23 protein-coding genes are annotated in these 20,447 nt (G+C 63.0%); 17 read left to right on the plus strand and 6 right to left on the minus strand.

Annotated elements, in window-relative coordinates:
- The first annotated feature begins 40 nt into the window (after nucleotides 1–40).
- The gene (locus HAHE_RS08945) at nucleotides 41–745 is read left to right on the plus strand and encodes a hypothetical protein (protein WP_338690321.1); all 705 of its coding nucleotides are present in this window, start codon (nucleotides 41–43) and stop codon (nucleotides 743–745) included.
- 1 nt (nucleotide 746) lies between these two features.
- Here HAHE_RS08945 and HAHE_RS08950 read toward each other — a convergent pair whose 3' ends face one another.
- Genes HAHE_RS08950 through HAHE_RS08960 form a run of 3 tightly spaced genes read right to left on the minus strand, consistent with a single transcriptional unit; the run spans nucleotide 747 to nucleotide 3,992 of the window.
- Nucleotides 747–1,898, minus strand: a complete 1,152-nt coding sequence (locus tag HAHE_RS08950; protein WP_338690324.1) for a hypothetical protein — start codon at nucleotides 1,896–1,898, stop codon at nucleotides 747–749.
- A gap of 5 nt (nucleotides 1,899–1,903) precedes the next feature.
- Nucleotides 1,904–3,298 (minus strand): hypothetical protein, encoded by a 1,395-nt coding sequence (locus HAHE_RS08955; RefSeq protein WP_338690326.1) that lies wholly within the window; start codon nucleotides 3,296–3,298, stop codon nucleotides 1,904–1,906.
- Nucleotides 3,299–3,314: 16 nt separating this feature from the next.
- Nucleotides 3,315–3,992: a hypothetical protein gene (locus tag HAHE_RS08960; protein WP_338690328.1), complete on the minus strand. Its 678-nt coding sequence runs from the start codon at nucleotides 3,990–3,992 to the stop codon at nucleotides 3,315–3,317.
- A gap of 44 nt (nucleotides 3,993–4,036) precedes the next feature.
- Here HAHE_RS08960 and HAHE_RS08965 point away from each other — a divergent pair, with 44 nt between their 5' ends.
- Entirely contained in the window at nucleotides 4,037–4,366 is a 330-nt protein-coding gene (locus HAHE_RS08965; RefSeq protein WP_338690330.1) for a TM2 domain-containing protein, read from the plus strand.
- Nucleotides 4,367–4,487: 121 nt separating this feature from the next.
- Here the strand turns inward: HAHE_RS08965 and HAHE_RS08970 are convergent, their stop codons facing one another.
- Nucleotides 4,488–4,763: an HU family DNA-binding protein gene (locus HAHE_RS08970; protein ID WP_338690332.1), complete on the minus strand. Its 276-nt coding sequence runs from the start codon at nucleotides 4,761–4,763 to the stop codon at nucleotides 4,488–4,490.
- Between the two features lie 167 nt (nucleotides 4,764–4,930).
- Between HAHE_RS08970 and HAHE_RS08975 the strand changes: the two genes are divergently transcribed.
- From HAHE_RS08975 to HAHE_RS09035, 13 genes are all read left to right on the plus strand, one after another.
- On the plus strand, nucleotides 4,931–6,298 hold the full coding sequence (locus HAHE_RS08975; RefSeq protein WP_338690334.1) for a YiiX/YebB-like N1pC/P60 family cysteine hydrolase: 1,368 nt from the start codon (nucleotides 4,931–4,933) through the stop codon (nucleotides 6,296–6,298).
- Nucleotides 6,299–6,426: 128 nt separating this feature from the next.
- Entirely contained in the window at nucleotides 6,427–7,335 is a 909-nt protein-coding gene (gene atpB / locus HAHE_RS08980) for a F0F1 ATP synthase subunit A (RefSeq protein ID WP_338690336.1), read from the plus strand.
- 80 nt (nucleotides 7,336–7,415) lie between these two features.
- Nucleotides 7,416–7,646, plus strand: coding sequence for a hypothetical protein (locus HAHE_RS08985; RefSeq protein WP_338690338.1), 231 nt, complete (start codon nucleotides 7,416–7,418; stop codon nucleotides 7,644–7,646).
- An 87-nt stretch (nucleotides 7,647–7,733) separates the two neighbouring features.
- A complete protein-coding gene (locus HAHE_RS08990; protein ID WP_338690340.1) occupies nucleotides 7,734–8,288 on the plus strand; it encodes an ATP synthase F0 subunit B in 555 nt (184 codons plus the stop codon).
- Between the two features lie 31 nt (nucleotides 8,289–8,319).
- Nucleotides 8,320–8,712: a F0F1 ATP synthase subunit delta gene (locus HAHE_RS08995; RefSeq protein ID WP_338690342.1), complete on the plus strand. Its 393-nt coding sequence runs from the start codon at nucleotides 8,320–8,322 to the stop codon at nucleotides 8,710–8,712.
- A 33-nt stretch (nucleotides 8,713–8,745) separates the two neighbouring features.
- Complete coding sequence (gene atpA / locus HAHE_RS09000) at nucleotides 8,746–10,287, plus strand: F0F1 ATP synthase subunit alpha (protein WP_338690344.1); 1,542 nt, start codon at nucleotides 8,746–8,748, stop codon at nucleotides 10,285–10,287.
- Nucleotides 10,288–10,339: 52 nt separating this feature from the next.
- On the plus strand, nucleotides 10,340–11,233 hold the full coding sequence (gene atpG / locus HAHE_RS09005; protein WP_338690346.1) for an ATP synthase F1 subunit gamma: 894 nt from the start codon (nucleotides 10,340–10,342) through the stop codon (nucleotides 11,231–11,233).
- Between the two features lie 90 nt (nucleotides 11,234–11,323).
- Complete coding sequence (atpD, locus tag HAHE_RS09010) at nucleotides 11,324–12,787, plus strand: F0F1 ATP synthase subunit beta (RefSeq protein WP_338690348.1); 1,464 nt, start codon at nucleotides 11,324–11,326, stop codon at nucleotides 12,785–12,787.
- 45 nt (nucleotides 12,788–12,832) lie between these two features.
- Nucleotides 12,833–13,246: an ATP synthase F1 subunit epsilon gene (gene atpC, locus HAHE_RS09015; RefSeq protein ID WP_338690350.1), complete on the plus strand. Its 414-nt coding sequence runs from the start codon at nucleotides 12,833–12,835 to the stop codon at nucleotides 13,244–13,246.
- A 137-nt stretch (nucleotides 13,247–13,383) separates the two neighbouring features.
- On the plus strand, nucleotides 13,384–13,833 hold the full coding sequence (locus HAHE_RS09020; protein WP_338690352.1) for a zinc-ribbon domain containing protein: 450 nt from the start codon (nucleotides 13,384–13,386) through the stop codon (nucleotides 13,831–13,833).
- Nucleotides 13,834–13,895: 62 nt separating this feature from the next.
- A complete protein-coding gene (gene ispG, locus HAHE_RS09025) occupies nucleotides 13,896–16,430 on the plus strand; it encodes a (E)-4-hydroxy-3-methylbut-2-enyl-diphosphate synthase (RefSeq protein ID WP_338690354.1) in 2,535 nt (844 codons plus the stop codon).
- Nucleotides 16,431–16,433: 3 nt separating this feature from the next.
- Nucleotides 16,434–16,712 (plus strand): ATP-dependent Clp protease adapter ClpS, encoded by a 279-nt coding sequence (gene clpS / locus HAHE_RS09030; protein ID WP_338690356.1) that lies wholly within the window; start codon nucleotides 16,434–16,436, stop codon nucleotides 16,710–16,712.
- Nucleotides 16,709–17,158: a hypothetical protein gene (locus HAHE_RS09035; RefSeq protein ID WP_338690358.1), complete on the plus strand. Its 450-nt coding sequence runs from the start codon at nucleotides 16,709–16,711 to the stop codon at nucleotides 17,156–17,158. Before clpS ends, HAHE_RS09035 begins: the two co-directional genes overlap by 4 nt.
- Here the strand turns inward: HAHE_RS09035 and HAHE_RS09040 are convergent.
- Nucleotides 17,145–18,047, minus strand: a complete 903-nt coding sequence (locus HAHE_RS09040) for a glycosyltransferase family 9 protein (RefSeq protein ID WP_338690359.1) — start codon at nucleotides 18,045–18,047, stop codon at nucleotides 17,145–17,147. The genes HAHE_RS09035 and HAHE_RS09040 overlap by 14 nt on opposite strands.
- 9 nt (nucleotides 18,048–18,056) lie before the next feature.
- Nucleotides 18,057–18,677, minus strand: a complete 621-nt coding sequence (locus HAHE_RS09045; RefSeq protein WP_338690361.1) for a hypothetical protein — start codon at nucleotides 18,675–18,677, stop codon at nucleotides 18,057–18,059.
- Between the two features lie 124 nt (nucleotides 18,678–18,801).
- Here HAHE_RS09045 and HAHE_RS09050 point away from each other — a divergent pair, with 124 nt between their 5' ends.
- Nucleotides 18,802–19,614, plus strand: coding sequence for a DUF1287 domain-containing protein (locus HAHE_RS09050; protein WP_338690362.1), 813 nt, complete (start codon nucleotides 18,802–18,804; stop codon nucleotides 19,612–19,614).
- Complete coding sequence (locus tag HAHE_RS09055; protein WP_338690363.1) at nucleotides 19,611–20,417, plus strand: sialate O-acetylesterase; 807 nt, start codon at nucleotides 19,611–19,613, stop codon at nucleotides 20,415–20,417. Before HAHE_RS09050 ends, HAHE_RS09055 begins: the two co-directional genes overlap by 4 nt.
- Nucleotides 20,418–20,447: the final 30 nt, after the last annotated feature.

The following is a 20,447-nucleotide window of genomic DNA, read 5'->3' on the forward strand; positions in this document are numbered from 1 at the left end:
CATCCTTGCGTGGACGTCCCGGTGGCGGTAGAGATGCACCATGGAACAACCGCCCCCACCTCCTTCGCCGGCCCAGCCTCCTCTTGTCGAACCTCCGAAGAAAGGTCTGCATCCGCTGGCTTGGGTGGGGATCGGCTGCGGAGGCTTGCTGGTGGTCGTGATCATCGCGGGAGCGATCCTCGTCGGAATGGCCAAGCGCAAGTATGAGGAGATCCGTGACGACTTCGCGACCGCTCCGGAGAAAACGGCGGCCGAGATGATCGTGAGGATGAACCCCGATCTCGAGATGGTACGCCAGGATGAGGCCGCGGGCGAAATGACGATCCTTGTCCGCGGAACTGGCGAGGAAGTGACGGTCAGCTACTCGGATCTCGCGAGCGGGAAGTTCACCGTCACTCAGGCGGATGGCACGGTGACTACAGTCGGACAGCTCGATGAAACCAAGATCCCGACTTGGGTGCCGCGCTACCCGCACATGACCGACCGGATGGCCGGTTTCCATCAGGACACCGCGTCGGGCGCGGAAGGCGTCCTCATGTTCACCACCAGCGACGATGCGGAGGAAGTCGCCGACTTCTACAGCGACGAGCTGGCCAGTTTCTCAGGCAGCTCGAGCGGCACCATCACGGTCGGCGACACCATCAAGGCAACGCGTACTTTCAGCGACAGCGGCAAGCGGCTCGAGCTGACCGCCACCTCAGGCACGGGCGGACCGACGCAGGTGCAGATCACCTACGAGGAGTAGCTCAGGGCTTCGGCAATTCGTCCCGGCACCACGCGAGGGCCATGAGAGCATAGCCGGTGCCGTAGGGTTGGTGGTAGTCGTAGAGCGGGTAGTCCCACCACGAGCCGTCTTTCTCCTGACGGTGCAGGATCACCCGGGCGAGTTCCTCCGCGTGGTGAGGTTGCCGTGCCTCGGGAAGCAGGCGGGCGGATTCGGTGAAGTAGAAGATGCCGTAGTAGTAGAAGTAACCGGAGATCGAGAAGTGCGTTTCGTGGGGCACCGGGCGCTTGCGGCCGATGCTGAGGAAGCCCTCGCGCTCGATGAACCGCGTGGACCAGGTCTCGATGACCTCGTCGGTCACCTTCTCGTCACCGAACACGCGCAGGGCGGCGTTGCACGCGGCGCTGCGGGCCAGCGAGCCGGCCGGTCGGTTGATCGGACCGCGTGGCCTGACCCAGTGGTCGTGGGAGTAGACGTAGGAAAAGTCGGGGGTGCGCTGGCGCACGACGCTGGCGGTCGAGTGCTTGATCAGTTTTTCGTTCAGCTCGACCCCCATCGCCTCGCGGGCCTCGTGCATCGCGAGAAGTACGGTAGCCGTCGTAAATGATGTCGGAATGCCGGTCGGCTTGTTCGTGGTCAGGCCGTCGAACAGGTCGAGATACCCCCACCCGCCGTTGACGTCCTCATAGCGGTTGAGCAGGTCGATCTGCTGTTGGGCCAAAGTCTTCCACTTCGACTTGTCGGCATCGGTCTTTGCAATTTCGTAGAGCCGCGTGATGGCCCTCAGCCCGTAGGCGTGGCCCCAGACGTTGTAGGTCGTCGTCTGGTCGGCGCGGCGGAGCTTGGGAAGGTGTTCCTCCATCCACGCCGCGCCCTTCTCGATCGCAGCCAGCGTTTCGGGGCGGGTGTCGCCGCTGTCGAGGAGCCCGCTGAGAGCGAGGCCCGAGGCACCGGCCCGGAACGCGTGGTGTGCTCCGGGGATCGGCGCGTAGATGTTCAGTCCCTTGGTGCGGGTCGGTCCGCCCCATGATCCGTTGGCATTCTGGTCCTCAACGAGGAAGTCGACACCGCGCCGGATCGAATCGGCGACCGTGGTCGGATTCACGACCGCATCGGGCCGCTCCTGGCAGAGGGCCGACGAGACAAGCAGGATGATGAGGGCTGGAACGCGCATCGGGATCATTCGGGAACAACCACGACCTGTCCGGGCTCAAGGCCTTCGCGGACCTGGACGAGTTTGCCGTCGGTCGGACCGCGCTTGACCGCACGACTCTCGGTTTTGCCGTCCGCCAGCTTCACTTCGACCGACCAGCCGCCGTCGGCGGTGGCGACCAAGGCGCCGCTCGGCACCGCCAACGCTTCGGGATGGGTGTAGGCGACACGGATGCATTCGACGGACGTGCCGACCTTCGGTGCCTGTCCGGCTTCCCACTCCGCAGCGAGGGTCGCGACCTGCTTGCCATCGGGTCCGGGCACGGTGGTGATCTCGGTGATGGTTCCCACCGGGTCGCCGCCTCCACCGCCGGGCACGCGCAGTGTCAGGGCCTCTCCTTTCTTCAGGGTGTCGGCCACCGCGGGATCCACCTTCGCGCTCATCCGGACTCCACCGTCAGCCGGCGTGATCGAGACGAGTGTCTTGCGCTGCGGAACGGCGCTGCCGACCTTGAGAACTTTACCGAGGTCGCCGTAGTCCCACGAGTCGCCCTCGAGACCGCCGTGGAAAACGATACCGGCGGCGGGTGCCTTCCATTCGAGGAGCGTTCCGTCCTTTTTCAGCCGCTCCAACTCCAGCTTCTGGCGCGCCAGTCCGAGCTCGGCCCCCTTGAGCTCCAGTTGAGCGGATTCGAGATCCGCCGGCAGGGTCTTCTCGGTCTTGGAGAAGGCAATGGCCGCTTGGGCAGCGGCGCGCTCGAGCGATTCCTGCTGCCGTGGCAGCGAGATCTTCAACGAACGCTCGGCCTGCCGCTCGGCTTGCTTGAGGTCGAACTTGCTGTCGTCCACCTGCACCTGCTGCCGCTTGAGGATGATCTCCTCGGTCTCCTCCGTGAGATCGTCTTCCTCATACATCTGCTTGAGCTGCTTCAGCTCCTCTTCGGCCGATGCCAGCCGGAAGCGGGAAATCACGAGACCCTGCTCGATCTCGGCTTCCGCCGCGGGGCGACCGATCTCCTTGAAATACTTGAGATCCTCGGACGCGGTTTCCATCGCCCGGCGCGCGCTCTCCATCTGGATCTTCTGTTCCTCGGCGAGCTTCGAGAATTCCAACTGCTGTTTGGCGACCGCCAGCTCCTGGAGAGCGACGGCTCGTTCCAAATCCTCGACGCGACGGTCGTAGTTCTCGCGTTTGAAGACGACCACCGGATCGCCTTCCTTGACTGCCGATCCGTGGTCGGCGAGCGACTCGATCACGAATTCCGACCAGACTTCGGACTCAATCGAGAAGACAGCGGGTTCGGTTGGAAGCACCGTGGCCTGGAACTTGTGTTCGATCCGGAACGGTTTCGTTTCGAGAGTCAGTTCGCCCGCGGTCAGCGGCGCGGCGAGGAGCGAGAGGAGCAGGTATCGGCAGTTCATGAACGGTGGTGGAGCGTTACGCGTCGTCGGATTTGCCTTTTCGGGCAAGCCAGAGGAAGTGGTGGCGGGGTCGCCGGGCGTTGGGCACGGCATCGACCTGGTGGCGGATGACCTCGAAACCCGTGCGTCCGAGGTTCGACTCGATCTTCGGAATCGGTCGCGCCGAGGCGATGGCAAGCAGGCCGCCGGGCTTCAGATGGTCGTAGGCGGCGGTCAACCAGCGGCGGTCTTCGTGCAGCAGCCGTTTGCGGTTGAGGAGCGGAGCGGTATCGGCATGGACGAGGATGGCGTGCCAGCCGTCGGAGCTTGCCGCGAGCCCGCCAACGCCCGGATCGGAACCCGTTTCCACCCGCTTGTCTTCGAGTGGAGTTGGGTCGAGGTACTTGCGATGCCACGAAGCCAGTTCGGCGCACGGCTCGGCGACATGGAACACGCCCCTTTTTTGGGGAAGAGCCTCAAGGGCGGCCTTGAGTACCGTGCCGAGTCCGAGGCCGGCGATCCAGATTCTCGGTTGGCGGACGGGCCGGAAGGGCGAAGTGCCGATCTGGGCGAGCGCGACCTCGCTGGCCCGGGTCGACGGTCCGGACGTCTGAACGCCGTCTACGGTTAGATAGGGGCGCCCGTCATGTTCGTGGAGCACCAGGGCGGAACCGTCCGGCTGGGTGGTTTCGGCGAGAATGACCCTTGGCTTCATGCTTCCTTGCGATGCGCGGGAGGACTTAGTAGAAAACCGTCGATATGTCCAACGAAGCTGAGACACCGCCCCCCTCGCCCGCTCCTGAAGGTTCCGAGCCGACACCCGCGCCCGCACCCGCTCCGGCGGGCAAGAGTGACAAGAAGCTCGTTGCCGGGCTGCTTGGCATCCTGCTCAACGGGCTCGGGATCCATAAGTTCTACCTCGGATACCAGAAGGAAGGACTCATCATGCTTTTGGTCAGTGTCCTGACCTGTGGCATTGGCTACAGCGTGATGGGCGTGATCGGGCTGATCGAGGGAATCATCTACCTGACGAAGTCCGACGAGGAGTTCGACAGGATCTACGTGCAGGGTCAGAAGCCTTGGTTCTGATCCCCCGCATTTCCACCACTCCCAATGAAAACGAAAACCCCGGCCGGACGGCCGGGGTTTTCATTTAGGATTTGTGCCCTGAAGCGGGCGGCGATCCGCACGGGATCGCCGCGGGCGGAGATCAGAGGGATTCCTTGAGGCTCGACGAGGCTTTGAAGCCGACGGACTTCGAGGCTGCGATCTGCATGGCTTCACCGGTCTTCGGGTTGCGGCCCATGCGCGCGGCGCGATGCTTCACTTCAAAGGTGCCGAAACCGATGATTTGGACCTTCTGGTCGGACTTGATGCCTTTGACGATCGAGTCAAGGACGGCGGACAGTGCGTCTTCGGCAGCGCGCTTGGTCGCTTCCTTGCCGAGGGCACCCTGGATGGCTTCAACGAGTTCAGCTTTGTTCATGGCAGAGACCGTAATGCGCCCGTCCAGCTAGTTTGGCAAGCTAAAATAAACTCGCTGCAACCCTTGAATTTCCTTAATAAAAAGGGATTCCGGCGTGTTCCGGCTCCCCGTTTGGAGGTCGCCAACTACGTCGAGTGTCGTACTTCGACCCGATTCGACCCCCTCCGATGAACCCGATCGCCCCCGATGACCCCCGGATCCGACGGGCCGTTTCGACGGTGCTGGCGGTCGCCCGGGCGGCGGGCGAGGAACCCCATCTGCCCGCGACCTGGGAGCGGCTGGAACGGGCCGAAGCACGTGGCTATTTCCTGCCGGAGGAGGACGACGCGATCCGGATCTGGTATCAGGCGTTTCTCGGAGGTCGGGCGGCTTTGCTGGGTGCTTTGAGAGCGATGGAGGAAACCTGCGGACGCGAGGAATCCCTTTGGCCAAGCCGGATTCCGGCGTTTTTGGCGGCTCTGGGAGCAGCCTGCCTGCTGAATCGACGAAGCGCCGAGCTGATCGGGTTGGCGAGCCATTCACGGCTGCTTCGGAAGAAGCTCGACGAACCGGATGCCCGCCGGGGCATCCCCCGCAAGACCTTTGCCCGTCTGTACCGCAGCGACACCAGCCTGCGGGCCCTTGTCCGCTTCCGGGAGACTCTCGGGTTCTACCGTTCCCACCGGGCCGAATTCGGAGAGCTCCGAGAGGCGGAGGGATTCGGGGAATTGTTGGATTTGTTAGACAGACAGGCGGCCTTCTTCGCCGATCAGGAACCCCTGAAGTTCGTCCGGGAGCGCCTGAAATATCGCTATTTTTCTTTCCGACGACGCCATCATTCGGGGTGGAAATCGGCGGTTTTCGGCGTTTTCGAGGGTTCCGGACGCCTGATTTCAGAGCTTCGGCAGCCCGGATTTAGGCCTCCACCGGCCGAAAAACGGGTTACCGATGAGCTCCGGCGGGAGGTTTTGGAGCTCGTCCGGCCTGGCGATGTCTTCATCACCCGCCATGACGACGCCATGACGAACCTGTTCCTGCCGGGATTTTGGCCGCATGCGGCTCTCTACATCGGCAGCGAGGAGGAACGGCGGGGGCTGGGAGTCGAGATCCCGGCCGCCCACGCGAAGCAGGCCGCGGATCCGGCCCGCTTTCTCGAATCGAAAAAGGATGGCGTCCGGTTCCGCACGGCCGAGGAAACGCTGGCCGTCGATTGTTTCCTCGTCCTGCGACCGCCCTTAGAGGCATCCGACCTCGCCGGAGCCCTCGCCCGGGCGGCCGGCCATGCCGGAAAGCTCTACGACTTCGTCTTCGATTTCCGTCGCAGCGACCGTTTGGCCTGCACTGAGGTGGTCTACCGGGCCTTCGACGGCTGCGGGCCACTCGTCTTCTCGCTGCTTGAAACCGGGGGGCGTCTTTGCCTGCCCGCCGAGGAACTGATCCGCCAATGCCGGAAGCAGAATTTCGAGCTGGTAGCGGTGTGCGGAGTCGGCGGATCCGGAATTCTGACCGGAGCCGATGCCAAGAGGGCTCTCGACGCCTCTCGGGAGGCGATCTGACGCCTTTCCTAATGATCAGAAAATCAGTGATTTGTCGAGCTTGTGAAATTTTTCACAAATCACCCTTGCGCCATTACAAACGGGTCTGCTAAACGCCCCCGCGTCGCCGCCACCGACCCTTTTCCGGAATGTTCCGCCGCCCGATTTTTCCCATCATCTTCGCATGGCTCTGCAGCCTGAGCGCCGCTTTCGGCGCGGGGGACGGAGCTGTCGGACACGACCACCTCCCGGCGCACGCCGAGGCGATCTTCAATATCGGCCCGTTTCCGGTGACCAACTCGATGGTGATGCTGTGGGCGGTCGCCGCGGTGATCATCCTCGTTGCCCAGATGGCGACCCGCGACCTCAAGCTGGTGCCGAGCGGATTGCAGAACTTCGTCGAGTGGATCGTCGAGGCTCTCTACAACTTCCTCGAAGGCGTCCTCGGCACCCACCTCGTGAAGCGCACCTTCTGGTTCTTCGCGACGATTTTCATCCTGATCCTCTTCACCAACTGGGCCGGCCTATTCCCAGGCGTCGGCACGGTCGGCCAGCTCGACACCGCCGGTTTCAACGGCGACCCGCACGACCAGTTCCGTCCGTTTCTCCGCGGCGCCAACGCCGACCTCAACCTGACCGCCGCCATGGCCGTGATTTTCGCGCTGCTGTGGTTCTACTGGGCGATCACCGAGAACGGCTTCAAGGGCTTCCTCGCCCACATCTTCGCGCCCAAGGGCAAGTTCGGCGGTTTCATGCTGGTCTTCATGGCGGTGATCTTCTTCGCGGTCGGCATCATCGAAGTCGCCTCGATCCTGCTCCGCCCGGTCGCCCTCAGCTTCCGTCTCTACGGCAACATCTACGCCGGTGAGAACATGCTCGAGAGCATGACCCTGATGGTCGACAAGCCGTGGCTCGCCTGGTTGCCGCCGCTTCCCTTCTACTTCATGGAGCTGCTCGTCGGCCTGATCCAGGCCCTCGTTTTCATGCTCCTTACCGCCGTCTTCCTGAAACTGATCTGCGATCACGGCGACCACCACGACGAGGAACACTCGCACTGACCCTTTCGCCGGTATGACCGTGGCAAGACTGCGGGTGCCGGCGTTGCCAGAAAACGACAACCAACCAACACCAAGAAATCATGGACTCCATCATCGCGATGCTCCCGCTTATCATGGCGGCGATCGAAGGTAAGATTCACGTCGGCCTCGCCGCTGTCGGCTCCGGTATCGGCATCGGCCTCCTCGGCATGAAGGCCGCCGAAGCCACCGGCCGCAATCCCGGCGCTGCCGGTAACGTGCTGACCATCTCGATCATTCTTGCAGCGCTTATCGAAGGTATCGTGTTCTTCGCGATCTTCCTCGCCAACTAAGGCTATTCGCGCCGGGCGGCAGGTGCCGCCCGGCGCACCCTCTTTCCTCTTCCGTTCCACCGACCTCATCCGATCCCTGCGACTCTTATGAACGCCACTTTCTCGATTCTCGCGGCCGCGCCTGCCGCCGAAGGAAACGTCGTCGAGCGGATCCAAGAGACGTTCCACATCCACTGGGGTCCGTTCATCGCGCAGTGCATCTCGGTCCTGATCGTCGCATTTCTTCTCAAGAAGTTCGCCTTCGGACCGATCCAGGCGATGCTCGAGCAGCGCCGCAGCCGCATCGCCGAGGGCGAGGAGAAGCTGAAGCGCATCGAGAAGCAGCTCGCCGAGTCGGAGGCAACCACTGCCGCCGCCATCGCCAAGGCCAACGACGACGCCCAGCGCCTCATCGCCGAAGCCCGCGACAGTGCCGCCGCCCTGTCCGAGTCGAAGGCCCAGGAAGCCACCGCCCAAGCCCAGCAGATCCTGGTGAAGGCCGAAGCCGCCGCCAAGGCGGAGCGCGACCAGATTGCCGCGGAACTCAAGCGCGAGTTCGGCCGTCTCGTCACCGCCACCACCGCCCAGGTGACCGGCAAGGTGCTCGACGAGAACGACAAGAGCCGGATCAACCAGGAAGCCCTCGCCAAGGTCGAAGGCTGATCCTCCTGCCACGCATTTCCGCCAGCTCGCCATGAAGATCTCAAAGGTCGCCGCCAGCACCGCACGCCGCATTTTCCGGCTCTGCCAGACCGACGGCCGTCTTGACGAGGAACGCCTTGCCAAGGCTGTTCGCCAGCTGGCCACCGAAAAGCCGCGCGACTACCGCGGCATCCTCGGTGCCCTCAAGCGACTGGTCCGACTCGAGCTCGAGAGCCGTCGTGTGATCATCGAAAGCGCCGATACGCTCGACGAGGCGACCCAGCAGCGGGTCACGGCGGGTCTCATCGCCAAATACGGCAACCAACTGACTTTCGAATACCGGGTGAACCCGGAACTCCTCGGCGGACTCAAGGTCCGCGTGGGCAGCGATGTCTGGGACGGCTCGGTCAAGGGCCGCCTCGACCGCCTCGCCCAAGCATTCTGAACCATCACCGACCACCTCAAACCTGTCACTGAAATGAGCAGCATCCTCCAGGAACTCGAAAAGGAGATCTCCAACATCACGACCTCGGTCGAGAAAACCAACGTCGGCGTGGTCCGCGAAGTGGGTGACGGCGTCGCCAAGGTCGAAGGCCTTTCGGACGTTTCCCTCAACGAGATGATCTCCTTCCCGGGCGGAGTGACCGGCCTGGCGATGAACCTTGAGGAAGGCGAAGTCGGTGTCGTGCTCCTCGGTGACTACGCCGCGGTGACCGAAGGCGTCGAGTGCCAAGCCACCGGCCAGCTCCTCTCCGTTCCGGTCGGCCGCAACGTCCTCGGCCGCGTGGTCAATGCGATCGGCCAGCCTGTCGACGGCAAGGGCGACATCGAGGCCGCCGCCCAGTACCCGATGGAGAAGATCGCTCCGGGCATCATCAAGCGGAAGTCGGTTTCGGTTCCGGTGCAGACCGGCATCATGTCGATCGACGCGATGATCCCGATCGGCCGCGGCCAGCGTGAGCTCATCATCGGTGACCGTGCCACGGGCAAGACGACGATCGCCGTCGATACCATCATTTCCCAAGCGAAGCAGAACAAGTTGGCCGAGCAGGGCAAGCTGCAGAACCACAAGCCGCTGTATTGTATCTACGTCGCCATCGGCCAGAAGCTCTCCAACGTCGCCCGGATCCAGAAGACCCTCGAGGAGTCCGGCGCGATGGAATACACGACCATCGTTTCCGCTTCCGCTTCGGACGCCGCGGCGATGCAGTTCCTCGCTCCCTACGCCGGCTGCGCGATCGCCGAGTACCTGATGGATCAGGGCGAGGAGTGCCTGATCGTGTTCGACGACCTTTCCAAGCACGCCGTGGCCTACCGCCAGGTGTCGCTGATCCTGAAGCGCCCCTCCGGTCGTGAGGCCTACCCGGGTGACGTTTTCTACCTCCACTCCCGCCTGCTCGAGCGTTCCGCTCGCCTTTCCGAGCAAGCCGGTGGCGGATCGCTGACCGCGCTGCCGATCATCGAAACGCAGGCCGGTGACGTTTCGGCCTACATTCCGACCAACGTGATCTCGATCACCGACGGTCAGATCTACCTCGAAACGGACCTCTTCTACCAAGGCATCCGCCCGGCGATCTCGGTCGGTCTCTCGGTTTCGCGGGTCGGTTCCGCTGCCCAGACCAAGACGATCAAGTCGGTGGCCGGCACGACCAAGCTCGACCTCGCGCAGTTCCGCGAGCTCCAGGCCTTCGCCCAGTTCGGTTCCGACCTCGATGCCGGCACGAAGAAGAAACTCGAGCGTGGTCAGCGCATCGTCGAGCTGTTCAAGCAGAACCAGTACTCGCCGATCTCGATGGAGCTCGAGGCGGTCTACCTCTTCGCGATGCAGAACGGCTACTTCGACGATGTTGCCGTGGACCGCGTCAAGGAGTGCCAGTCCGCGATGGGCGAGTTCTTCGAGACCCGCAAGACCGAGCTTCTCGACAAGATCCGCAACGAGAAGCCGGACCTCAAGAAGAATACCGAGATGGTCGATGCCGTGAAGCAGGCCCTCGATGACTTCAAGGGCTCCTGGAAGTAATTCCGCCTCTCTTCGAACTCTCCGCTCCAAGCTCCCAGCTCTCCGCTAGCACATGGCCAACCTCCGCGACATCCGCCGACGCATCAAGTCGGTCAAGAACACCGCCCAGATCACGCGGGCGATGCAGCTTGTCGCCGCCGCCAAGATGAAGAAGGCGCAGGACCAAGCCATCGCCGGCCGGGACTACGCCGACCTGCTCAACCAGGTTCTCGTCAACCTCAAGGAGAACGTCGATGAGGAAGCCCACCCGCTGCTCGAACAGCGCGAGGGCGGAAAGGAGCTGATCCTGGTGATCTCGACCGACAAGGGACTTTGCGGCGCGCTCAACACGAACCTCGGAAAGAAGGTCCGCGCCGCGGCTCCGGACGCCGATGTTGTCACTGTCGGCCGGAAGCTCCGAATCCAGCTCGGCAAGGCCGGCCGCAACATGGTCGCCGACTTCGAGGTCAAGGATCCGGTTCCCTTCGGCGAAGCGCGTCCGATCGCCAAGCTGCTCACCCAGCTCTTCCTCGACGGGAAGTACAACAAGGTGAGCATCGCTTTCACCAACTTCGTGTCGACCCTCACCCAGGAGCCGACCGTGACCCAACTGCTTCCGATTTCCGCCAGTTCCCTCGGCGAGAAGCAGGACTACGAAGGCGTTGGCAAGGGCCAGGTGCGTGACACCGACCACATGGCCGCGCTGGGTAAAGACTACCTTTTCGAGCCGAACGCCGAGGGAGTCCTCGACACGCTTCTGCCACTCTACGTGAACTTCCAGGTCTACCAGATGCTGGTCGAGAGCCGCGCCTCCGAGCACTCCGCCCGGATGGTCGCGATGAAGGCCGCCACCGACAACGCCAAGAAGTTCATCAAGGAACTCACGCTCGAGTACAACAAGCTCCGTCAGGCCGCGATCACCGCGGAACTGCTCGAGATCACCACCGCCATGAAGGCGATGGAGTAACACGTTCTCTGTTATCGGTTATCAGGTTTCTGGTGACCGAGCTTCCAGGACCCACAACTGATAACTGACAACCCTTCACTGATAACAGACATGTCCAACCAAGGAACCATCGTCCAGGTCATCGGCGCCGTCGTCGACGCCGACTTCTCGAAAGCTACCAAGCTGCCCGAGATCTACAACGCCCTCGAAGTCAGCTACGAGCTCAACGGCGAGCCGACCACGCTCGTCCTCGAAGTGCAGCAGCACCTTGGCGACGGCTGGGTCCGCGCGGTCTCGATGTCCACTTCCGACGGCCTCAAGCGCGGCATGTCGCTGGTCGACACCGGCAAGCCGATCGCGGTGCCCGTGGGCAAGCAGGTTCTCGGACGCATCTTCAACGTCACCGGTGATCTCGTGGACGAGAACGTGCCGCTTCCGAACCCGGACCTGCGTTCCCCGATCCACCGTCCCGCCCCCCTCCTCACCGAGCAATCGGCCACCGAGGAAATCCTTCCCACCGGCATCAAGGTCATCGACCTCATCTGCCCGCTCGTGAAGGGTGGAAAAGGCGGCCTCTTCGGCGGTGCTGGCGTCGGCAAGACCGTCGTCATCATGGAGCTCATCAACAACATCGCCAAGGCACACGGTGGTTTCTCCGTGTTCGCCGGTGTGGGTGAGCGGACCCGTGAGGGTAACGACCTTTACTGGGAAATGATCGAGTCCGGCGTTATCGCCACCGAGAAGGACGAGAAGGGTCACCCGAAGCTCGACGAGAAGGGCAACCCCGTCATCGCCGACGGTTCGAAGGTGGCCCTCTGCTACGGCCAGATGAACGAGCCTCCGGGTGCGCGTCTCCGGGTCGCGCTTTCCGCGCTGACCATGGCCGAGCACTTCCGCGACGAGGACGGCCAGGACGTGCTGCTGTTCGTCGACAACATCTTCCGTTTCTCGCAGGCCGGTTCCGAGGTCTCCGCGCTTCTCGGCCGGACGCCATCCGCGGTGGGTTACCAGCCGACCCTGTCGGAGGAAATGGCCTCGCTGCAGGAGCGGATCGCCTCGACCAACAAGGGTTCGATCACCTCGATCCAGGCGGTTTACGTCCCTGCGGACGACCTTACCGACCCGGCTCCCGCGAATACCTTCGCCCACCTTGACGCGACCGTGGTTCTCGAGCGTTCGCTTGCAGAGCAGGCGCTGTTCCCGGCGGTGGACCCGCTGGCCTCGACCTCCAAGGCGCTTGCCCCGGAAGTCGTCGGTGAGGAGCACTACCGCGTCGCCCGTGGCGTGCAGCAGGTTCTCCAGCGCTACCGCGACCTTCAGGACATCATCGCGATTCTCGGCATGGACGAGCTTTCGGATGAGGACAAGCTGAGCGTGTTCCGCGCCCGGAAGATCCAGCGTTTCCTCACCCAGCCGTTCCACGTTGCGGAAATCTTCACCAACGTGCCCGGCGCGCTGGTTTCGATGGAAGACACCGTTAAGGGCTTCGCCGAGATTCTCGACGGCAAGTGGGACGACGTCGCCGAAGGCAACTTCTACATGAAGGCCGGCATCGACACCGTCTCCCGCGATTGATTCGCGGCGCCTGCCTGAACGCATTCCTCTTCAAATCCCCGCGCGATGTCTCTCCACCTCGAAATCGTCACTCCCGAGAAGAAGATCTTCTCCGATACCGTCGGCAACGTCTACTTGCCGGGCGCGAACGGAGAGATGGGTGTGCTCGAAGGTCACGCGGCCCTCGTGACCGCGGTCGAGCCGGGCGAGCTCCGCTACGAGAAGGACGGCCAGATCGTCACGCTCGCTGTGGGTGGTGGTTTTGCGGAAGTGACCCAGCAACGGGTCAACCTGCTGACCGACATGGCCCTCGGCGAGGACGACATCGACGAGGCCAAGGCCGAGGAAGCGATGCAACGTGCCGAAGAGCAGCTCAAGGGCATCAGCCACGACGAGGATGCCGAAGAGGTGGCCCACCTCCAGGCGATCATCGCCAAGTCGCTCGCCCAGCTTCACCTGAAGCGCCGGCATCGGAACTGAGTCCGGCCGTCCGGCTCCCGATTGATTCTGCAACGCCGCTCCGATTGGAGCGGCGTTTTGCGTGGGAGGGTAACGCACTCGACGCGGTTCCCACGGATCTTTGACTCCCGGGTGGACGTATTGCAGTTTCACCGCAGATGGGTCGTGGCCGACACAAGCCAAAGCGGGAGAAGCGAAAGCCCCGGATGGAGGGGACGCGCAAGTGCCGGCGCTACTGGAAAGAGCGTGAGCTCGAACGCGGGGAAGAAGAGCGGGCGATCCGGGACCGGGCGTGGCAACTGCGTCTCACGCCGATCGACCGTACCAAGCTTCACACTCGCAGTGTGATGGGTTCCTTCGGAGTTCCCTGTTTTGTCGGCCGCTACTATCTCGACTGGCGATTCACGTGTAGGGATTGTGGGAAAGCCGAGGTCTGGACCGGTGCGCAGCAGAAGTGGTGGTTTGAGGACGCGGGTGGCGAAATGGAGCAAATCGCCATCCGGTGCCGGAACTGCCGCCGCAAGGAGCGCGAGCGGAAGGCGGAGGCCCGCCGGGTCCACTTCGAAGGGCTGGAGCGGAAGCGCCGGATGAAGGCGGAGAAATCTTGAGAGAGCACTCGGCCGGACCGCCATTGCCGAGGCCGGAATCCTCGTGTATTCCTGCCCGACCGATGAGCGAACACTCGCTGCTCCACTACTGTCCCGATCTGCTGTCCTACACCCGCCGCCGGACCCGCGAGGTGCTGGTCGGCAATGTCGGTATCGGCGGCGACCACCCGATCCGGGTGCAGTCGATGATCACGGCCGACACCCGGGACACCCTGGCGTGCGTGAAGGAGGTGCTGGAACTCGCGGACGCCGGTTGCGAAATCGTGCGGATCACGGCTCAGACAAAAGTCTATGCGGCCAATCTGGAAAACATCGCCCGCGAGGTGCGGGCCGCCGGGTGTGAGGTGCCGCTGGTGGCGGACATCCATTTCAAGCCCGACGCCGCGCTCGAAGCGGCGAAGTGGGTCGAGAAGGTCCGCGTCAATCCCGGCAACTACGCCGACAAGAAGAAGTTCGAGATCCGCGAATACACCGACGCCCAGTACGAGGAGGAACTCGAGCGGATCCGTGAGCAGTTCGCCCCGCTGGTCGAAATGTGCAAGGACCTCGGACGGGCCATGCGCATCGGTACCAATCACGGTTCGTTGTCCGACCGTATCATGAACCGTTACGGCGACACGCCGCTCGGCATGGTGGAAAGCGCGCTGGAGTTCGCCCGCATCGCCCGCGACCTCGACTACCACAATTTCGTATTCTCGATGAAGGCCTCGAATCCGAAAGTCATGATCGAGGCCTATCGCCTGCTGGTCGCCCGGCTATCAGAGGAGGGTGACGACTGGAACTACCCGATGCATGTCGGCGTTACGGAAGCGGGTGATGGTGAGGACGGCCGCATTAAGAGCGCGATCGGCATCGGCTCGTTGCTCGCCGATGGCATCGGCGACACCGTCCGCGTTTCACTGACCGAAGATCCGGTATTCGAGATCCCCGTCGCCCGAGCGCTCGCAGAGCCATTCCAGAACAAGGGTGGCTGGAGCGTCCCGCTCCAGTCTGTGCAAGGGGCGTCCCGCCCCTCTTTCAACCAAACCGCCGCGTCGATTCGCCCGAACTGGGAGCACCTTGAACGAGGCACCTCCACAAACCTCCCTCACTGGAGAATCCCCGGCGCGACCTATACGGTGACGTTCCGGCTGGATGATGCCCTTCCCGACACCGTGATGACCGAGCACCGCGATCGTCGCCTGATGCTGCTGAAGCGAATCGAGAAGGCCATCGCCGCCGCCGGCTCGCGAAACGCCCTAGGCGAGATCCTTCCGCTGCGGGAAGAGATCCGGGAGCTTCAGGAATCGCTGATCGAGCCGACTTTGCACGAGAACCATGGCGAGTGTCATTTGGCAAATCCAGAAGTCGCGGAATTGGTCGAGAAGGCACTCCGGCATTTCGACGGTAGCCGCTACACGCTCCACGCCTGGAGTGTGATGCCGAACCACGTTCATGCGGTGGTGACGCCGGCCGAAGGATTTGATCTCGCTGGAGTCACACACTCGTGGAAGTCGTTCACGGCGAAGGAAGCGAATCGACTTCTGGGTCGGACGGGACCGTTCTGGCAGGAGGAATCGTATGATCACATCGTTCGCGATGCTGATGACTTCCGGAATCAGGTCCGGTATGTGCTGCGGAATCCGGGGGAAGACGGCGGGAAGTGGACCGGGTCGCCTTATGGTGCTTCTTGGGATGAAGTCGAAGCGGGACGCTCCGATCACGGACTGGAGCGGGACGCTCCAGCCACGCCACAGCTCACGCCCTCCTACGCTCCCTTTTCCTATGAACGTCGTAAGACGGAAGTGATGGAGATCGAAGGCCATGAGCTGGGAGGAGAACACGAGATCCGCGTGTTCACCTCTCAAGAGAAGTGGAATGCGGTCGCACACAAGATCGCCAAGATGGGTGACTACAAGCCGGAGATCGTCATCGAACGTTCCGGCGTCGTCAGTGTCGATCCACGAGACGAGGCGGCAATTTCCGCCATCAACGCCGGCACCGAGGCCCGCCTGGTCACCGTGGCGGACGGACTCGATCTGGAAGTCGTCCACGCCTTCCGGATGCTCGCGTTCCGGCTCGATGCCCGCCACCCGATCCTTCTCAAGGACACGCTGGTTCCGGCCGCCGAAAGCGGTGACTTCGTCGAGGCGTTGCTGGCAGCAGCGGGCAACATCGGCTCGCTGCTCTGCGACGGCATCGGTGATGCCGTGATCATCCAGGGTGAGCCAGCCCCGGGGCAATCACTACGCCTATCGTACAACGTGCTCCAGGCTGCGGGCGCCCGCATTTTCAAGACCGACTACGTCGCCTGCCCGAGCTGTGGCCGGACCCTCTTCAACCTGCAGACCACGACCCAGAAGATCCGCGCGGCCACCGGCCACCTGAAGGGCGTCCGCATCGCGGTGATGGGATGCATTGTCAACGGACCGGGCGAGATGGCCGACGCCGACTTCGGCTACGTCGGTGGCGCTCCGGGCAAGATCAACCTCTACGTCGGCAAGCAGGCGGTGAAATTCAATATCCCGGAAGCCGAGGCGGTCGACCGCCTGATCGACCTGATCCGCGAGCACGGCAAATGGATCGATGCTCCGACCGAAGAACCTGCCGAGGTCTGAACGATGCCGGAGAGCGATACGCTGTTAGAAGAGAAGACGGCGCTCGACCAGCCATGGAGCGTGGTGGTTCACGATGATCCGGTGAACCTGATGGACTACGTGACGTGGGTCTTCATGAAGGTCCTGGGCTATGGCAAGCCGAGGGCGGAGAAGCTGATGCTCGAGGTCCACCAGCTCGGGCGTTCGGTGGTCTGGACCGGCCAGAAGGAAAAGGCGGAGCTCTACACGCAGCAACTCCAGGCCCACCAGCTCAAGGCGGCGATGGAGAAGACCGAGGGATGAAGGCCGCACCGACGCTCGACGGCCGCATCCGGGTCGACCTCGAAACCGATCTGGATCTGCTGGTGCTGCGGTCGATCATTGCTGACGCGCAAGGCGGCGGGTCGGATCTCGCCACAAGGCTCTCCGGCAAAATGGATGCCTCGTTGGCAGATGACTGGTCGGACTTCGTGCTGCCCGAACTTCGCGGCGAGTTCAATGCCCAGCTTGAAGTCATCGCGAAAGCGCTCGGTCCGCTGGAACCGGGTCAGCCATTGTTCATCGAGCGACCGGATGCCGAGCTGTGGTACGGAGGCCTGAACCAGGCCCGCCTCTCTCTCGAAGCACGGTTCGGGTTCGGGAATGAAGAGCTCGAGGCAATGCCTCCGGACAAGCGATCCGCACGGATCCGCTCCCACTTCTACCAGGTGCTGCAAGGGCTGTTGCTGGACTTCCTCATGCGGGAATGAATCCTCGGAGCAAGTTCGATACCCGTCCCACGCTGAGGTCTTCCTGACAACGGAGATCCAGCGGGCAGCTTGAGACGAAGCAGGGAGAGCATTCGACTTTCCTCCGGATGATCGAATGTTGCTTGCCCAGCGGACGGATCAGATCGGGGTCGCCGGGACCATATAGTACGGCACATGTCGTACCGAATGCGGCCGCGACGTGGGGCATGGAGCCGTCCGCGCCGATCAGCTGTCCGAAGCGGGCCGCTTCGATCGGATCGGAAATTTCCAGAACCTCGATGCCGGTGGCTTCCGCGACTTTCCGCGCGAGCGGCCCCGACGCAAGGACCAGCAGATGCTTTGGAAGCTCTTCCAACAGCTCGATCCAGCGCCCGGCAGGCCATTCGTGGTTTTTCCCGAAGTCGCTGTCAGCAACGATCAGAACTTTGTCAGGGTAGCGTTCCCCCTCGATTTCCAACGCCGCGAAGTTCTCTTGCTGGAAAGGTTCCGCACCGAGTGTGGCGGCGGTGTCGAGGAATCGGCGAACGTCGTGTTCAGGAGGGCCGGGACGCACCGTGCGCTCGAGTGAACGGGTGAGCTTCTTCGCCAAACCGGGTGCGGGCAGTCCGATCCGGTCCGGTATAGCGGCCTTCACACAGGCTTTCGCAACCACGCCGTCTTCCCAGAGCAACACATGCTGGATTCCTGTCAGCGACTCCGCCAGTGACTTCTTGCTGCCGTCGTGGGTCAGGACCTGCGAGACCCCGGACGCCTCCCAAAGTCGACGCTGCGGTTCGGGGCAGAGAATGTCTGTGGGACGGACCCGGGCCAGCGCGCGCGTCGCCGGAAGCGAGAAACAGGCGTCGCGCCAGCACTCCGGGGAAACGATCAGCAAGGACTCGTCCGACACGGGATGACGCTAGGGATGGCTGCCGGTTCCGGGCAAGCCGCCATCGTGAATCCGCAGCGGCTGGAACTTCTCCGGACGGTGGAAATCGGGTTCGCCGTCGCCCAGCGGCGAGGCGCTCAGAAAGCGCTGTTCCGGTGATTCGACGATGAAGGTGAAGTTGGCGGTGGTGGTTTCGCCGAAGCTGAGGCGTTCGCGGAGCGTGGCGAGCGGAAGTGCCATCGCCGCGACCCAGGTGCCATCGGCAGCGAGTTCGGCAAAGGTTTCCACACCCGGCCACTCGCTTTCGTCGGGCGAAGTTCGGACTCTCGGAGCGCTGAATTCGCAGCTCCACCAGGCACTGTTCGGAGAGAGATTCAGCTCGAGGTAGCGTCCGCTTCCGGGATCCGCGATGAAGAGCTCCGCGACATCGAACTTCCACAACTCCGCCAAAAAACGACCGGGCCGGGCCTTGGGATGGATGCTTGCCGGCCGACCATGCGAGGCGATGAACCAGAAGCGCTCCGGATCGAGCGCGAGGCTCCACGCGACCGGCGGCTGTACGGGTTTTCCGAACCAATCCGAGCTGATGCCGAACAGCGGAACATCCAGCTCACCCCACCTCAGGGGCTTTTCGAATCGGACCGCGTTCATGCCCAATGAGATAGGTAGTTTTGGGGTTGCCGTCGAGATTCAGAAACCTTAACTTTCAGAAAAGTTGAAAAGACAAATCCCGTATTGCGATTGGTAACAGGACAAGTATCGATTGCCCGGTCAAATGGCTCGCCGCTCCAACAATCACCTCGACACGATCGAATACATCGGCCCCCGGCCTCAGAAGCCGGCGAAGCGGCCGAATTTCCTTGCGGGCTGGGTGGTTCTGCTTGTCGCTGCCGGCGCCGTTTACTTTTTCGGGAAGCCCTTTTTGCCGCTCCTTCAGGCCCAGCAAACGGCTCCCACGACAGAGCGTGCTGACCGTCTGATTGCCGAGCTTCAGCCGTCCGCCAAACCGGGCGAGCGCCTCGCTGCCGCCGCTCTCCAGCGGACTCAGTCGGCCGTGGCCTACGAGGACGCTTACTACAAGATTCCTTACCCCAACGGCGACATTCCTTCGGACAAGGGCCGCGCCGAGGATCTGGTGATCCGCTCGTATCGGGCACTTGGGATCGACCTCCAGAAGCGGGTTCATGAGGACATGGTCCGGAACTTCTCCGAGTACCCGCAGATCTTCGGCCGCAAGTCGGCTGACCGGAACATCGACCACCGCCTCACCGCGAATCTCCAGCGCTTCTTCCGCCGCTCGGGCGCCGAGCTGTTGGTCAGCACCGCTGACGGCGATCAGCCGAGTCAGGACCTGACCGACTACCAACCCGGCGACGTGGTCGCATGGCGTTTGGCTGGCGGACGCAGCCACATCGGCATCGTGGTTCCGGGTCCCGGTGAGCATCGCAGCGAGTCGTGGGTGGTCCACAATATCGGTTCCGGTCCCGTGTGGGAGAATTGCCTGCTCAACTTCAAAGTGATCGGCCACTACCGCTACACCGGTGAGGAGAGCGTCGATGTGACCGCCCTCGCTCCCGTTCAGTGGTGAGACGGCTCGCGGTGCGTCGTTGGCGCCTGCGACATTTTCCCGCCTGCCCTCGCGGTCCGTGGTCGATTCCCGAGGCTCGGGAAAAGTTCGACCTGTTCCTCTTGATGGGGCAATCGAACATGGCGGGCTTCGGATGTATCCGTGCGGATGACCCGTGGCAGGCCGACGATTTCGATCCGGTGCCCGGCGTGCTCGTGCTCGGTGGGCAGGCGAAGCTGAAGGACTCGAAGCGGCGAGGTTCGATCCGATGGCGACCGGCATCCCATCCCTTGCATCTCAACCAACGGAGCGCGGGCTTCGGGCTCGGCTTGCCGTTTGCGGTCGAGTTGAGGAAGGAAACCCCGGGTCACTCGGTCGGCTTGATTCCGTGCGCTTGGGGAGGCGCTCCGATCCAGTCTCTGGGTCCGGGCTCACCAAGCTTCCAGAATACCGTGCGCCGTGCTCGCTACGCGGAGCGGTTCGGCGTGCTCCGGGCGGTACTATGGCACCAGGGGGAAACGGATGCGCTCGATCCTGCGGACTCGGCAGCCCATGCAGATCGACTCCGGGGATTGATGCACGCAATGAGGGGGGAGCTCGATCAACCCGATCTCCCATTCCTGATCGGAGACCTTGCCGAACCGACGCGGCCGAACATCGATCATGAGCGGGTCCGGCAGGGCTTGAGGGCGGTTGCCGAAGAAGATCGCGGTTCCCGATTTGTCGAAGCGGCCGGTTTGGAGAAGGTCGACTCGGTGCACTTCGGCCGGGACGCGTTGATCGAGTTCGGTCGACGCTACGCCCAAGCGTGGCGGCAAAGGTAGGGACGCGCGCCCCCGCGCGTCCGTGGGCTT

Source organism: Haloferula helveola (assembly GCF_037076345.1).
GTDB lineage: Bacteria > Verrucomicrobiota > Verrucomicrobiia > Verrucomicrobiales > Akkermansiaceae > Haloferula > Haloferula helveola.